The sequence below is a fragment of the Georgenia ruanii genome (genome assembly GCF_009193175.1).
Classification (GTDB): Bacteria; Actinomycetota; Actinomycetes; order Actinomycetales; family Actinomycetaceae; genus Georgenia; species Georgenia ruanii.
In genome coordinates this window covers 78150-92599 of the sequence record NZ_VUKE01000006.1, presented here as the reverse complement: position 1 = coordinate 92599, position 14450 = coordinate 78150, and the positions used below count along the sequence as shown (strand labels likewise).

14 protein-coding genes are annotated in these 14450 nt (G+C 70.7%); all 14 read right to left on the bottom strand.

From position 1 onward, the window contains the following. Positions 1 to 92: 92 nt before the first annotated feature. Positions 93 to 1289, bottom strand: a complete 1197-nt coding sequence (locus GD880_RS08145; protein ID WP_226909473.1) for an NAD(P)/FAD-dependent oxidoreductase — start codon at positions 1287 to 1289, stop codon at positions 93 to 95. After that, entirely contained in the window at positions 1286 to 2383 is a 1098-nt protein-coding gene (locus tag GD880_RS08140) for an acyl-CoA dehydrogenase family protein (RefSeq protein WP_152231128.1), read from the bottom strand. Before GD880_RS08140 ends, GD880_RS08145 begins: the two co-directional genes overlap by 4 nt. Positions 2384 to 2388: 5 nt before the next feature. Further along, on the bottom strand, positions 2389 to 3705 hold the full coding sequence (locus GD880_RS08135) for an acyl-CoA dehydrogenase family protein (protein WP_152231127.1): 1317 nt from the start codon (positions 3703 to 3705) through the stop codon (positions 2389 to 2391). Positions 3706 to 3731: 26 nt separating this feature from the next. Continuing rightward, a complete protein-coding gene (locus GD880_RS08130) occupies positions 3732 to 4184 on the bottom strand; it encodes a Zn-ribbon domain-containing OB-fold protein (RefSeq protein WP_152231126.1) in 453 nt (150 codons plus the stop codon). Beyond that, positions 4181 to 5362, bottom strand: coding sequence for a thiolase C-terminal domain-containing protein (locus GD880_RS08125; protein ID WP_152231125.1), 1182 nt, complete (start codon positions 5360 to 5362; stop codon positions 4181 to 4183). The genes GD880_RS08130 and GD880_RS08125 overlap by 4 nt, the downstream gene beginning before the upstream one ends. After that, complete coding sequence (locus tag GD880_RS08120) at positions 5359 to 6570, bottom strand: CaiB/BaiF CoA transferase family protein (RefSeq protein ID WP_152231124.1); 1212 nt, start codon at positions 6568 to 6570, stop codon at positions 5359 to 5361. Before GD880_RS08120 ends, GD880_RS08125 begins: the two co-directional genes overlap by 4 nt. Before the next feature lies 1 nt (position 6571). Then, positions 6572 to 7879 carry a CaiB/BaiF CoA transferase family protein gene (locus tag GD880_RS08115; RefSeq protein WP_152231123.1) on the bottom strand — a complete coding sequence of 436 codons (1308 nt, stop codon included), beginning with the start codon at positions 7877 to 7879 and terminating at the stop codon, positions 6572 to 6574. 50 nt (positions 7880 to 7929) lie between these two features. Then, positions 7930 to 8685, bottom strand: coding sequence for an SDR family NAD(P)-dependent oxidoreductase (locus GD880_RS08110; protein ID WP_152231122.1), 756 nt, complete (start codon positions 8683 to 8685; stop codon positions 7930 to 7932). Further along, positions 8682 to 9797, bottom strand: a complete 1116-nt coding sequence (locus GD880_RS08105) for an acyl-CoA dehydrogenase family protein (protein ID WP_344381802.1) — start codon at positions 9795 to 9797, stop codon at positions 8682 to 8684. Before GD880_RS08105 ends, GD880_RS08110 begins: the two co-directional genes overlap by 4 nt. Positions 9798 to 9917: 120 nt before the next feature. After that, the gene (locus GD880_RS08100) at positions 9918 to 10124 is read right to left on the bottom strand and encodes a ferredoxin (RefSeq protein WP_152231120.1); all 207 of its coding nucleotides are present in this window, start codon (positions 10122 to 10124) and stop codon (positions 9918 to 9920) included. Positions 10125 to 10166: 42 nt separating this feature from the next. Further along, positions 10167 to 11423, bottom strand: coding sequence for a cytochrome P450 (locus GD880_RS08095; RefSeq protein ID WP_152231119.1), 1257 nt, complete (start codon positions 11421 to 11423; stop codon positions 10167 to 10169). A gap of 36 nt (positions 11424 to 11459) precedes the next feature. Further along, complete coding sequence (locus tag GD880_RS08090) at positions 11460 to 11957, bottom strand: nuclear transport factor 2 family protein (protein WP_152231118.1); 498 nt, start codon at positions 11955 to 11957, stop codon at positions 11460 to 11462. Between the two features lie 123 nt (positions 11958 to 12080). After that, on the bottom strand, positions 12081 to 12851 hold the full coding sequence (locus GD880_RS08085; RefSeq protein WP_152231117.1) for an SDR family NAD(P)-dependent oxidoreductase: 771 nt from the start codon (positions 12849 to 12851) through the stop codon (positions 12081 to 12083). 57 nt (positions 12852 to 12908) lie between these two features. Further along, on the bottom strand, positions 12909 to 14435 hold the full coding sequence (locus tag GD880_RS08080) for an aldehyde dehydrogenase family protein (protein WP_226909472.1): 1527 nt from the start codon (positions 14433 to 14435) through the stop codon (positions 12909 to 12911). Positions 14436 to 14450 lie beyond the last annotated feature (15 nt).

Sequence of the window (14450 nt, the reverse complement as noted above, 5' to 3'; positions counted from 1 at the left end):
CAGTGGCGTCCCCGCTTCACCTTAATTCCTTCCGAGGAACCTGACTTCGAGACGGTGACGACCGTCTCGAAGCGACGGGGCCGGCATGTCCGTCAGCGACCCTTGATGGCGTCTTCGAGGATCGCCAGGGGCTGGGTCAGGTCCCGGCAGGTCTCGGGGTCGATGACCCGCCGCTCCGCCAGCGCCGCCCGCGCCTGCACCATCGACCGAGGAAACCCGATCGACAGGTGTGCGGTGATCCGCCCCTCCGTGTCCAGCCAGGCGGCTCCCCACTTCTCCGGGTCTGCATGCTCGCGCAGGACAACGGTGTCCTCCGGCCGGTGCTGCCCGACGTACTGGACCTTCCTGCCGAACTGGTCGGACCAGAAGTACGGCACCTCGTCGGCCCCGCGCGGGGTGCCCAGGATGGTCGCGGCGACCGCCGTGGGGCCGCTCGCGGCCTCGTCCCAGTGACCGCCGTGGACAGGCGCGCCCAGCCGGTCGGACCAGCGAGATGCGACGTCGCCGACCGCGTAGACGTTCGGGTCGCTGGTGCGGCGGTCGGCGTCCACGGGCACCCCAGCGGGGCCGATCACCAGCCCGGAGCCGGCCAGCCAGGCGGTCTCGGGACGCACCCCCACCGCTGTGAGCACCACGTCGGCGGGCACCAGCTCGCCGTCGTCGAGCAGGACGCCTTCGGCGACGACCTCGCGGACCCTGACTCCCAGACTCAGGTCGACGTCGTGCCACCACGGTAGGAACCGGGCCCCGACCTCAACGCCGAGCGGCCCCGCCAATGGCGTCTCCAAGCCCTCCAGACAGGTCACGTGGCACCCCAGGGCGAGCGCGGCCGTGGCGACCTCCGCCCCGATCCAGCCGGCTCCGATGAGCACCACCCGCGCGCCCGGCGCCAAGCGCTCGCGCAGACGGAGCGCATCCTCCACGGTGCGAAGCGACAGCTGAGGTCCGCCGCCGGGCAGCAGCACCGGCGCCGCACCGGTGGCCAGCACGAGCGCGTCGTACGGCTCGGGGCCTGCGTCGGTCAGCAGGGTCCGAGCGGCCAGATCGAGCCCGGTGGCGCGAACGCCGAGGCCGACCTTGACGCCGGACTGCTCCAGCCCAAGGGCGAGATCGGGGTCAGCGCCCTGGGTGAGCACCGTCTTGCTCAGGGGCGGCCGGTCGTACGGAAGGTGGTTCTCGGCGCCCAGCAGCACCAGCTCGCCCGCGAACCCGGCGGAGCGCAGGGCCATGCACGTCCGTCCACCGGCCAGGCCGGCACCGGCGACGACCACTCGCGCGGGCACGCTCACGGCCTGACTCCCTCGGCAGCCAGCACCCGGTCGGCCAGCTCGGCACGAGCCCCGAGCAGGACCTCGTTGCTGCGGGCCTTGCGGAAGTACAGGTGTGCCGGGTGCTCCCAGCTGAAGCCGATGCCGCCGTGCACCTGGACGCTCTCGGCGGTCGCGACGACCGCGGCCCGGGAGGCCGCGAGCATCGCCATCGCGGCCGCGCGGCCCTGCTCGTCCGGTTGGCAGCAGATGGCCCAGACCGCGTGCTCGACCAGCGAACGGGCCAGGTCGACCTCGCACGCCACATCGGCCAGGAGGTGCTTGAGGGCCTGGAACGAGCCGATCGTCCGACCGAACTGCCGGCGCACCCCGGCGTAGGCGACCGCGTCGGCGAGGGCCTGCTCGGCGACCCCCAGCTGCTCCACCGCCACGGCGGTGCGGGCCAGGTCGCCGAGCACGTCGCCCAACGTCTGGTCCCCGGCCTCCGTCAGCGTCAGCGCCGGCGCCGCGGCCAGCCGCAGCTCGGCCAGCTCGCGTGTCAGGTCGAGGCACTCGCGCCGGGTACGCCCGGCGCCGGCGAGGTCGACGGCGAACCAGCGCTCGCCGTCCGGGGTCCGGGCCGGGAGCACGAGGACATCGGCCCCATGCCCGTCGATGACCAGGTCGACGGTGCCAGTGACCTCCCAGGACCCGTCGTCCGACCGGGCCTCCAGGCCGGCGCCGGCCCAGGTGAGCGCGCCACGGGACTCCCCCGCCATCAGGCGCTCCAGCCATGCTTCACGGGCCGGGGTCGCGCCGGAGCGCACCAACGCCTCGATGGCCAGGAAGGTCCCCAGGTACGGCACTGCCGCGGCCCGTCGGCCGACGAGCTCGAGGATCACGGCGGCCTCGGCGAACGTGGCACCGCCACCGTCGAGCTCCTCGGGCACCGTGAGCCCGAGGACCCCGACCTCTCCGCTGAGCCGGTTCCACAGGTCCAGGTCCAGGTGGCCGGCCGCGGCCCGGTCGGCACGGGCCACCACCTCGGCTGGGGGGGAGACCCGGTCGAAGAGGCTGGTCACGATGTCGGCCAGCTCGTTGCGGGTCTCCGTGCCCTCGACGTCGTCCAGGATCATCGCGATCAGGCACCCATCAGCGCGGCGTGGTCAGCCTGCACGGCCGCGAGCACGTCGGCGTACTTGGCCCGCGCCTGCTCGTCGAGACGCAGCGCGTGCGCCGAGGGAAAGAGGTCGGGCGCCGGCTCGACGCCGCGCAACAGCTGCTTGGCCACCTGCTGCTTGTGCAGCTCGGTGGCGCCGTCCGCGATGGCCATGTGGAAGCTCTCCAGCACGAACTTGCCGAACGGCATCTCTGTGGAGATTCCCAGTGAGCCGTGGAGCTGCAGGGCCCGGCTGGCGACGTCGTGCAGCACCTTGGGCATCGCGACCTTCACACCCGCGATGTCCTTGATGACCAGCTTGTAGTCCTTGACCTGGTCGATCTTCCAGGCCGTGCGCAGCACGAAGAGCCGGAACTGCTCCAGCTGCACCCAGGACTCCGCAATCATGTCCTGCACCATCTGCAGGTCGCCGAGCCGCTTGCCACGGGTCTCACGGGACACGGCGCGCTCGAGCATCAGCTCCAGCGATCGGCGCACCAGCGCGACGGTCCGCATGGCGTGGTGGATCCGGCCACCGCCGAGGCGGACCTGCGCCACCTTGAAGCCGTCGCCCTCCTCACCGAGCAGGTGGTCCGCCGGGATCCGGACGTCCGTGTACCGGACGTAGGCGTGCGTCCCTTCGTGGCCCGCGTGGCCGGTGACCCCGACGTTGCGGACGATCTCGATGCCCGGGGTGTCCGCGGGCACGATGAACATCGAGGCCCGGCGGTGCCGCTCGGCGTCGGGATCGGTGACGGCCATGAGGACCAGGAAGGAGGCGAAGCGCGCGTTGGAGGAGAACCACTTCTCGCCGTTGATCACGTAGTGGTCGCCGTCGCGGACCGCGCGGCACTGGAACCCGGTCGGGTCGGAGCCGCCGGTGGGTTCGGTCATCGAGAAGCAGGAGGCGATCTCGCCCTCGAGCAGGGGCTTGAGGTAGCGCTCCTTGAGCTCGGGGCTGCCGAAGTGCGCCAGCGTCTCGGCGTTGCCCGAGTCCGGCGCCTGGGTGCCGAAGACCACCGGGCCGCTGAGCGTCGTGCCGATCAGCTCGTTGAGCAGCGCGAGCTTGAGCTGCCCGTAGCCGGGACCGCCCAGCTCCGGGCCCAGGTGGCAGGCCCACAGCTCCTTCTCGCGGACCTGGGCCTGCAACGGCCTGATGAGCGCGTTGCGGACCGGGTCGGTCATGTCGAGGGGGTGGGCGTACATCCGGTCGGCAGGCTCGACCTCCTCACGGACGAACTGCTCGACCCAGTCCAATTTCTCTTGGTACTCGGGGTCGGTCTGGAAGTCCCATGCCATGGTGCTGCTCCTTGATCACGTGCCGGTCAGTGGGTGCGAGGGGTCGCGTCGTCGCGGGCCGGCTCCCAGTTGGGAAGGATGGTGCCGTCGCCGAGATCGACGAAGGTCACCCGGACGGGGTCCCCCACCGCCAGCGGCGGCCGCCCGCCGAGGTGTCCGAGGAACCGGACGGGTGGTTCACCGGGTCGAGGTTCCACGTCGACGAGCACGGCCGTGTACGGGGTCGGGAAATGCGGGTTGATCTGGTGCTCGACCACGGTCCAGGTGTGCACGGTGCCCACGCCCGGGACGTCGGCCCAGCCGAGGTCGCCCCCTCGGCAGGTACGGCACCGCGGGCGGGGCGGCTGCTGCTGCTGGCCGCAGTCCCGACAGGTCTGCACGACCAGGCGGTGGTCGCGGGCGGCCGCGAAGAACCCGCGGGTGTCGGGGTCGTCGATGACCGGCCGCAGTCCGCCGCCGGTGCCGATGGGGCTGCTCATGACGCCACCAGGAGCAGGGCGCTCGCGCCCGGCGGGGGGGCGGAGGTGACCAGCGAGACCTCGGCTCCCGGCACCTGGGAGGTGGAGGTGCCGCGGATCTGCCGGACCCCTTCGACGATGTGGTTCATGCCGTGGATGTATCCCTCCGAGAGCTGGCCGCCGGCCGTGTTGACGGGGATGGGCCCACCGAGGTCGAGGGAACCGTTCTCAATGTAGTCCGAGACCTCGTCGCGCCCGCAGAAGCCGTAGTCGGCCAGCTGCAGGTAGACGGTGACGGTGAAGCAGTCGTAGATCTGCGCGACGTCGACGTCGGCGGGCGTCAGTCCGGCCCGCTCGTACAGCCGTTGGGCGGTCCGGCGCGAGGTCAGGTCGTTGAGCGACTCCCCCATCAGCACCGGGTACATCTGTCCGGGGCCGACCCGCAGCCCGGTGCCCTGGGCCACCGAGCGGATCAGGGCCGGCTTCTGCGGCAGGTCCCGGGCGCGCTCCGCGGTGGTCACCACCACCGCGGCGGCTCCATCGGTCTCGAGGCAGAAGTCGAAGAGCCGCAGAGGGTCGGAGATCATCCGGGCCGAGTGGTAGTCCTCCAGGGTGAGCGGACGCTCGTACATCTGCGCGGCCGGGTTGGCGTTGGCGCGCTTCCGACTCACCAGGGCGATCTCGGCCAGCGCCGCCTCGGTGAGGCCGTGCTCGCTCATGTGCCGGCGCGCGAGCATGGCGAAGAACTGCCCGGGCGAGGTCACGCCGTAGGGCGAGAAGAGCTCCAGGTAGGACGAGCTGCCGCCCACCCCGCCCTGGACGCTGACCCCCTTGCCGAGGCGCCGCCCGGAGCGCCCGTTCAGGGCGCGGTAGACCAGCACGTTCCTGGCCTGGCCGGACTGCACCGCGGCCACCGCGTGGCCGACCATGGCGGCGGGGCCAGAGCCGCCGGGGCCGTTCTGTCCCCAGTAGGCCAGGTCGTCGATGCCGAGGGCGTCGGCGAGGGCCACCTGCGACACCTCGTCGTAGTCGCTGCGGATCATCCCGTCGATGTCGCCCGGCTCCAGGCCGGCGTCAGCGATCGCGGCCAGCGCCGCCTCGGCGGCCAGCGCGGTCACGCTGACCCCCGACTGCTTGGTGTAGGCGGTGGTGCCGATCCCCACGATCGCGCAGCTGTCGGGCACCCACGTCGCGGTCATGTCCGGGCTCCGTCGAGCACGTCGAGCAGGAGCTCGGTGTGCTCGCCCAGGCGGGGCGGGCGGCCCGGCTGGCCCGTGCCGTAGGAGAACTTGTACGGCGACCCCGGGAACCGCGCCTCGCCACCCCCGGGCAGCTCCACGGGGACGAAGAAGCCGCGCGCGGCCAGGTGCTCGTCCTCCAACAGCTGCTCCGGGGCGAGCACGGGTCCGAGGGGAAGTCCCCGTTCCTGGGCCTCGCGGTAGACCGTCGCGGAGTCCTGCATCAGGAAGAACGACTCCATGATCGTCTGGATGTGGGAGAAGTGTTCCTGCCGGTACGCCAGGGACAGGTAACGCTCCTCACCCAGGTCCAGGTCGAGGCCCACCGTCGCGAGCCAGGCCACCAGGGTCTGCCACGTGCGCGCGTCGCTCAGGATGAGCGCGAAGTACACCTGCACGCCGTCGGCGCACTCGAAGAGCGCGGGCTGGGTCGGGGACGGTTGGGCGTGCCGGCAGGTCTGCCGGGACAACAGCACCTTCGGGTAGAACCAGTAGGGGTTGGCGAGCTCGCCGCTGACCGCGACCGCATCGTGCATCGATACGTCGACGACCTGGCCCAGCCCCGTGGCCTGGCGCTCCAGGAGGGCGAGCAGCACGCCGCTGTGGCCGAAGCTGGCGGCGATCTGGAAGCCCTGGTTGCCCCCCGGGCGGATCGGGGGGAGCGAGTGGTCGTCGTACCCGCAGCTCATGAGGATCCCCCCGGCGGCCAGCGCGACCAGGTCGCTCGAGCGCCAGTCGGCCCACGGCCCGGTCAGGCCGAACGGTGAGACGGAGAGGGCGATCAGGTGCGGGTGCTCGGCCACCAGCGCGTCGAGGTCGAGACCGTCTTCGGCCAGGCGGCGAGGGCCGTCGCTGGTGATCAGCACGTCGGCGTCGGCGATCAGCGCCGCCCGGCGGTCGCGCCCCTCGTTGGTGGAGGTGTCCAGCACGACGCTCTGCTTGCCGGTGTTGTAGGTCCAGAAGTGCAGGCTTGCGTCCGGGTCGCCGACGCGACCGGCGGCGTAAGGCCCGATGTGCCGGCCCCGGGCCCCGGTGGGCGGCTCGACCTTCACGACGTCGGCGCCCTGGTCGGCCAGCAGCTTGCCGACGATCTCCCCCTGCGGGTCCTGGGCCAGCTCCACCACGCGCAGCCCGCTGTAGGTCAGCTCACCGGTGGGTCCCTCCCACATCTCAGATCACCCCTTCGGCTTCAAGCTCGGCGATCTCCTCCTGGGGCAGCCCCAGGAGCTCGCCGAACACGTAGTGGTTGTCCTCCCCCAGCAACGGCGCCGAGCGCCACGTGTGCTGGACGGTGCGCGAGAACCGGATGGGGCTTCCCTCGAACCGGGCCGTCCCGATCACGGGGTGGTCCAGCTCGAAGAAGGTTCCCCGGGCGGCCAGCTGGGGGTCGTGCTCGTTGACGTCCTCCGCGTTCTGGGCGGCGCCGGCCGCGACACCGGCGGCCTGCAGGAGCTCCATCGCCGCGCGGGGGCTGCGATGCCGGGTCCACGTGCTGACGTGCTCGTCCAGCTCGTCCTGGTGCTGGTGGCGCAGCGCCTGGGTGGCGAAGCGGGGGTCACGGGCCCAGTCGGGTTCGCCGATCGCCTGGACGAACCGCTCCCAGTCGGCGTCGTCGAAGACGGCGATCGCGACCCACCGGTCCTCGCCGGCGCAGGGGTAGACGCCGTGCGGGGCGGCCTGTGGGTCGTCGAGTCGGTTGCCCCGCGGGAAGTCGGGACGGCGGGTGACGGCGTCGTTGACCGACACGTCGAGCATGTCGGGCCCGATCATCGAGATGCCCACCTCGGTGGCGGAGACATCGACCTCGGCACCCTGGCCCGTCTTGTGACGCCGCAGGATGGCCATCATCAGGGCGGCGGAGTTGTAGTAGGCGGCCTGGTTGTCCATGTAGGACAGCCCCCATCCGGACGGTTCACGTCCGGGAAGTCCGCTGATGAAGGACAGGCCGCTGACGGCCTGCACGATCGGCCCGTAGGACTTGAAGTGGGCGTGCGGCCCGGAGTGGCCGAAGCCGCTCATCCGGCCGTAGATGACCCCGGGCGAGAGCTCGTCCAGGCGCTCGTACGTCAGCCCCCAACGCTCCATCACGCCCGGCGCGAAGTTCTCCGTCACCACGCTGCTGGCGGCGATCAGCGCGTCCACCAGCTCCCGGCCCCGCCGGGTCTTCATGTCCACGGTGATGCCGAGCTTGTTGCGGCTGTAGTTGTTGTGCAGTCCGCCCCGGTTCGGGTCGGCGTCGGCGATCTCCTCGCCGTAGTTGCGAACCTCGCCCTTGTAGATCGGCAGCAGGCGGGGCCGGTCGATGCGGCGGCGGTTCTCGATCTTGATGACCTCGGCACCGAAGTCGCCCAGCATCCGGGTCGCGACCGACCCGACACCCATCCAGCAGAAGTCGGCCACGCGGATCCCGGCCAGTGGCCCCACACGGGGCACGGGACGACGCGCGGCGACGTGTGGCGCCTGGGAGTGGGCAGTCATCAATAGTCCTTGTCGGTCGTGAGTTCGTGAGGCGTGTTCCGTCAGCCGCCTCAGGGCATGGCGGAGCGACCGCCGTCCACGGGCAGCACCGTGCCCGTGGTGAAGCTGGAGAGGTCGGAGGCGAAGTAGAGGGCGGTCCCGACGATCTCTCCGGGCTGTCCGGCTCGCTGCAGGGGAAAGCCCTGCGCCCGTGCCCGCCACTCGTCGGTGTACCAGGCCTCGCTGATATCCGTGAGGAACGGACCCGCCATGATCGTGTTGCAGCGGACACGGGGTCCGTAGGCCTGAGCGAGGCCCTTGGTCAGGGTGTTCAGTCCGGACTTCGCGGCGGCGTAGATCAGGTCGCTGGCCTTCGGCCGCACCGACGCGATGGAGCTGACGTTGATGATCGAGCCCCCCTCGGCCATGCGGGGGGCGGCGAGCGTGCTCAGCCTGAACGGGCCCTTGAGGTTGACGTCGAGGGTCTTGTCGAAGAGCTGCTCCGTGGCGGACTCCAGGGTCTCGTAGAGCGGCGCGATCCCGGCATTGTTGACCAGCACGTCGAGGCGGCCGAACTCCCGCAGTGTCGTGTCGACAAGACTTTCGCAGCTGGCCCAGTCCCCGACGTGGGCGCCGACACCCAGTGCCCTGACCCCGGTGTCGCGGGTGAGCTCGGCCGCGACCTCCTCGCAGGCCTCCTTCTTGCGGCTGGACACGATCACGGTGGCTCCGGCCCGGGCAAAAGCCCGGGACATCTCCAGGCCGAGGCCGCGGCTGCCGCCAGTGACGACGACGACCCGACCGTCCAGGTCGATCGCGATGCTCATGAGGTCTCCCCACGTGGCTTGGCCGGACGCGGTTCGGGCGGCAGGCCCAGGTGGCGCTCGGCGACGATGTTGCGCTGGATCTGGTCGCTGCCGCCGGCGATCCGATACCCCGGCGCGCCCAGCACGTGCGCGTTCCAGGACCAGGTGCCCGGGTCGCCGAGGTCGGCGATCAGGCGGTCGCCGAGCATGGTGCGGGCGAGCTCGGAGACGAGCTGGAGCTTGGTGACCCACTGCAGCTTGCGCATGGAGCCCGACGCGCCCGGCGGCTGGCCGGTGTCACGGGACCGCTGCTCGCGGTGCAGCGACACCTCGGCCGCCACCTCGCGCATCCGCACCTCGGCCAGCTGCAGCCGGACGTCCCGGTGCTGCAGCGCGCCGGTCCGCCGCGCGAGGTCGACCAGCTGGTCGAACTGCCCCCCGACGCCAGCCTTGTTGGAGGCGTTGGCACGCTCGAAGCCGAGCGTCGCGCGGGTGACGGCCCAGCCGTCGCCCACCGCGCCCATCCGCATGCTGTCGGAGATCCGCACGTCCGTGAGGAAGACCTCGTTGAAGCTGGTGCCCCCGGACATCTGACGGATCTGCCGGACCTCGACCCCGGGCGTGTCCATCGGCACCATGAAGGTGGTCAGGCCACGGTTGCCGGACGAGCCCGGCTCGGTCCGGACGATGGCCTGCCCCCACTCGGCGAACTGCGCGCCGGAGGTCCAGACCTTCTGCCCGTCGAGCACCCACTCGTCGCCCTCTCGGACGCCTCGGGTGGCGACGTTGGCCAGGTCCGAGCCGGCCCCCGGCTCCGAGAAGAGCTGGCAGGCCAGCAGGGAGCCGTCGAGCAGCCCGGGCAGCAGCACGGCCTTGAGCTCCTCCGAGCCGTAGAGCCGCACGGTGGGGGCGATCAGGTTGATGGTCACGGAGAAGAGCTCGTGCCGGGTCAGCGAGACCGCTGCGGACTCCTCGGCCTTGAACGCGTCGGCGTACTCGGTGGGCAGCCCCGCCCCGTGCAGCTCGGCGGGCCAGCTGATGGCGGCGTACCCGGCCTCGAACTTCGCGCGCTGCCACTCTCGCAGCCGCTGCAGGACCTCCAGCTCCGCGTCCCGATCGAGGTGGTGGAACACCGAGACGTCGTACGGGTCGCGTCGGGCGCCTCCGGTCGGGGCGTGCTCAGCGAGCCAGGCGCGAGCCTGCTCCCGGTACTCCCCGAGGGAAGGCGACGAAGACGCAACACCGGTCATTTCTCAGGCCTCGTCCGTCACGGTGAGCGCACGCTCGGGACAGTTGTCGACGGCGGCCGCCAGCGCGGAGATGCCGTCCATGTCGTCGGCGACCACCGCGTTGCGGACCACCGGGAATCCCTCGTCGTCGGGCTCGAAGAGGTGCGGGGCGAGGGTGTAGCAGCGACCGTGGCCGCTGCACTTGCCCATGTCGATGTTGATGCGCTTCATGCTTCCTGCTCTCCTACGTTCTCTCGCACGGTCCGGCGCTGCTCAGCCCCAGGCGAGCTGGAGCTTCTCGATGCCGACCTGCGGGCCGCTCTCGATGAGGCCTTCGGTGTTGGTCACGCGATACTCCGGGATCCGCCTGTGCCACTCCTCGAGCACGATCTGGAGCTCGAGGCGGGCCAGGTGGGCACCCGCGCAGCGGTGGGGGCCACCGGCGAACGAGTAGTGCTTGTTGACCTTGCGGTCCAGCTGGATCTCGGTGGGGTTCTCGTACTCGGCCTCGTCGCGCGATGCGGACGGGTTGGCCACCATCACCATGTCGCCCTTCTTCATCGGGCAGCCGTGGAAATCGGTGTCCTGGGCGACCTGGCGGGCGGTCATCACGATGTTGTGCGCGCGGAGGAACTCCTCGACCGCGTTGGGGATGATCTCCGGCTCGCGCACGATCCACTCGCGGTCGCGCGGGGTGGTCGCGAGCCAGTAGAAGATGTAGCTGAGCTGGCTCTTCACCGTGTCCAGCCCGGCGAGCAGCAAGACCTCGGCGATGTTGAGGAACTCCTCGTCGGTGATCGGCCGGTCGTTGATCTGGGCGCTGGCGATGATGGAGAAGAAGTCGTCCTCCGGGTTCGCCGGGGGGTTCTCCCGGCGGTCCGCGAGCACCCCGGCGAAGTAGTTGCGGATCTCGCGCTGGGCGTTGAGCTGACGCTCGGCCCCCTCCCCGAAGTGGCCCAGGCCCTCGAAGATCGTCTCGACCCACCCCATGAACATGTCGGTGTGCTCCTGGGGCAGGCCGAGGATGCGGAGGAACACCTTCGTGGGGAACACCTTCGCGAAGTCGTCCAGGAAGTCGCACTCCCCCTTGGCGAGGAAGCTCTCGATCGTGTCGACGCAGTCCTGGCGGATCGTCGGCTCGAGCTCCCGGACGAAACGCGGCGAGAAGGCCATGTTGATCATCCGGCGGTACTCGCCGTGCAGCGGCGGGTCGATCATGGTCGGGATCCACGTCCAGTCCGGGTGCGGGACGGTCGGGATGGTCGCGCTGCTGCTGAACACCTCCGGGGTCTGGTACGCCTCGCGGACCAGGTCGGAGGTCAGCAGCATCCAGAAGCCGGGCCCGTAGGTGGAGTACGCCGTGGGCGCCTCATGGCGCAGCTTGTCGAACTCCTCGAAGTAGCTCAGGGCGGGCTTGGGCGTGGTGTAGTCGAAGTGCACCACCGGACAGCCGGCGGCCTTGGCCCGCTCGAGGCGGTCGGCCGCCTCCTGGGCGTCCTGGGGGCTGAGGGTCTCGGTCTGGGATTTCATGTTCGTTCCTGGTCTCTCGAGGTGTGGGCGGGTGCTTCAGTGCCGGACGGCCGGGGGCACATGGGCGCCGCCGGGCGGCGACGTGGTGATCGGGAGGTAGTTGGCGACCATGATCCGGTGGACCATGTGGGCTATCTGCCAGCCCTTGGGCCCGCGAGCCATCTCGAGGTCGTAGGTGGCGGCCATCATCAGCACGGTGCCCGGCTCGTCCGCGATCACCTGGTGCGAGACCAGGTACGCCTGGGCGGATGCCCGATCTCCGTCGATGTCGATGCCGTACGGCGAGACATTGTGGTGCTGCCAGGCCAGGTGAGCGGTGTTGGCGACGATGTAGTCGACGACGGCCTGCGCGCCGTGGACCTGGCTCCGGCCGTTGTGGTAGTCCACTCGCACGTCGTCGGCCAGCACCGCGCGCAGCCTCTCCCACTGCCGGGCGTCGACCAGGGCGGCGTAGTCGGTGATCGCCCGTCGGATCTCCAGCTCGTCGACGACACGCTGGAGCCGACCGGTGACCTCGGCGTCACTGCTGAGCACGACATCCCCCTTCGAGGCTAGACGATGTGCGTGCGATCACACTAATTCCTCATGAGGAAATCGTCAAGGGGCTGGCGTGTGTGACGCGCGCCGAGGCCGGCCTGGCGCCACCGCCACGCCTCGTCAGACGATCGTGGCGCCGCCGTCGACCGGGATGGTGACACCGGTGACGTAGCTGGCGTCATCGCTGTTGAGGAAGGCGATGACATCGCCGATCTCACGTGCCTGCGCGCCCCGGCCGAGCGGCACCGTGTCACGGAAGCCCTTCATCAGCTCGGAGGTGTCCTTGCCCTCCGCCCCGGGGAAGAAGGAGCTGAGCATCGGAGTCTCGACCATGCCCGGGGCGACCACGTTGACCCGGATGCCGCGCTTCCCACCGATCACGGCGAGCGAGCGGGCCAGCGGCAGCAGGGCCCCCTTCGTCATCGAGTAGAGCGGCGATCGGCCCGAGCCGATGATCGCCGCCGCGGTACTGGTGAGCGTGACGCTTCCCTTGCCGCGGGCCTTCTCCAGCAGGTCGAAGCCGAGCGTCGCGGAGTAGAAGGCGGACTTCATGTTGACGTCCATCGCGAGCTGCCAGTCGGCCTCGCCGACCTCCAGGCCCGCGGCCGCCGGGATACCCACCTGATAGTGCACGGCGTGCAGGACGCCGTGCTCGGCGTCGATCCGGCCGAAGAGGGCCTTGAGGGCGTCGACGTCGGTCGCGTCCACACCGACGCCGACCGCCGTGCCGCCGGCGGCGATGATCTCCTCGACCACCGCCTCGGCGCTCTCCTGGTTGCGGTCGGCCACCCACACGTGGCCGCCCTCCGAACCGATTCGCAACGCTGCCGCGCGCCCCATGCCAGAGCCGGCGCCGATGAGGAGGACGACTCGTCCCTCGTACCTGTTCACGTGTCCATTCCAGTCTGTGTATCTGTCCGCCCGCGGTGGACGGAGTGGTGGTGCGGGTCAGTAGTTGCGGGACCAGACGGCCTTGCGCCGCGTGTACTCCTCGAGGGCGGGCGCCCCGAGGCTCCGGCCGTAACCAGAGGCCTTGGCGCCGCCGTAGGAGACCGCCGCGTCGGTGACCTGGTAGCAGTTCAACCAGACGGTGCCGGCGTCCAGCGCGGCCGCCGCCCGGTTCGCCCGGGCGATGTCGGTGGTGAAGACACCGGCCGCGAGCCCGAACTCGGAGTCGTTGGCCAGGCGATACGCTTCGGCCTCGTCATCGAACGGGATGATCGACATCACGGGGCCGAAGATCTCCTCGCGCGCGATGGTCATGTCGTTGCGCACGTCCGCGAAGATGACCGGGGCCTGGTAGTTGCCTCCCGAGCAGCTCACGCTGCCTTCGAAGCGCATGGTCGCCCCCTCGGACTTGCCCAGCTCGACGTAGGAGCGAACCTTCGCCAGCTGAGCGGGGGTGATCAGCGGGCCGAGCTGGCTGGCGGGATCGAAGGCGTTGCCCACCGTGAGGTCCTGGGAGACGCGCACCGCCTCGTCGACGAACTCGTCGTAGATGCTGCGGTGGACCAGCGTCCGGGTGCCGGCCGTGCAGACCTGGCCGGAGTTGTTCCACACGGTGGTGGTCGCCGCGGCGACCGCCGTCTCGAGGTCGGCGTCCGGGAAGACCAGCACCGGGGACTTGCCGCCCAGCTCCAGGTTGACCTTCTTGAAGGTCTGCGCGGCGGCGGCGGCCAGCGCCCGACCGGTGCCCACCGAGCCGGTGAAGGAAAGTCTGTTGACCCCGCGATGGGCGACGAGGGCGCTGCCCACCACGCCGTCCCCGTGGACCACGTTGAACACACCCGGGGGGATGCCGGCCTCCAGGGCGAGGAGGGCCATGTACGTCGCACTGAGCGGGCTGTGCTCGGCCGGCTTGAGCACGACCGAGTTCCCCGCCGCGAGTGCAGGTGCGACCTGCGCGAAGATCGCGCCCGGCCCGTTCCACGGCTTGATGACACCCATGACGCCGATCGGCTCGACCCGCTCCTGCACGACGTAGTCCGGTCCGACCGGCGGGATCTGACCGACCATCTTGGTGGGCCAGCCGGCGTAGTAGCGCAGGGCGTTGGCGGAGTACTGCGAGATGTAGCTCGCGTAGCGGCGCAGGATGCCGGCGTCGAGGGCGTCCAGGTCGCCGGTCACCTCCTTGTGCTGCTCGAGCAGGTCGGCGAGACGGTGCAGCCGCGCCTCCTGCTCGCGCGGCGCCAAGTGGCGCCAGCGGCCGTCGTCGTAGGCCTGCCGTGCGGCCTGGACGGCCGCGTCCAGGTCCTCGGCCGTCCCGTCGGCGACGGCGCCGAAGGTGTTGCCGGTCGACGGGTTGACCAGCTCCCGCTGCCCGCCGGCGATCGACTCGCGTCGTTCGCCGCCGATCACGTGCGGGACCACCCCCGCGGAGATGAATCGAGCGGCCTCGTCGGCGACGGTCGCGCCGTCCACGATCGTGGTCGAGTCACCGGAACTGTGATCGATCACTCCTGCTTGCGTGGTCACGTCTCTCCTCGCTGG

Excerpts from the sequence above, each read along its gene's own strand:
- GD880_RS08125 (WP_152231125.1), bottom strand. The coding sequence starts at position 5,362 with ATGACCGCGACGTGGGTGCCCGACAGCTGCGCGATCGTGGGGATCGGC.
- GD880_RS08095 (WP_152231119.1), bottom strand. The coding sequence starts at position 11,423 with ATGAAATCCCAGACCGAGACCCTCAGCCCCCAGGACGCCCAGGAGGCG.
- GD880_RS08135 (WP_152231127.1), bottom strand. The coding sequence starts at position 3,705 with ATGGCATGGGACTTCCAGACCGACCCCGAGTACCAAGAGAAATTGGAC.
- GD880_RS08130 (WP_152231126.1), bottom strand. The coding sequence starts at position 4,184 with ATGAGCAGCCCCATCGGCACCGGCGGCGGACTGCGGCCGGTCATCGAC.
- GD880_RS08100 (WP_152231120.1), bottom strand. The coding sequence starts at position 10,124 with ATGAAGCGCATCAACATCGACATGGGCAAGTGCAGCGGCCACGGTCGC.
- GD880_RS08115 (WP_152231123.1), bottom strand. The coding sequence starts at position 7,879 with ATGACTGCCCACTCCCAGGCGCCACACGTCGCCGCGCGTCGTCCCGTG.
- GD880_RS08120 (WP_152231124.1), bottom strand. The coding sequence starts at position 6,570 with ATGTGGGAGGGACCCACCGGTGAGCTGACCTACAGCGGGCTGCGCGTG.
- GD880_RS08110 (WP_152231122.1), bottom strand. The coding sequence starts at position 8,685 with ATGAGCATCGCGATCGACCTGGACGGTCGGGTCGTCGTCGTCACTGGC.
- GD880_RS08140 (WP_152231128.1), bottom strand. The coding sequence starts at position 2,383 with ATGATCCTGGACGACGTCGAGGGCACGGAGACCCGCAACGAGCTGGCC.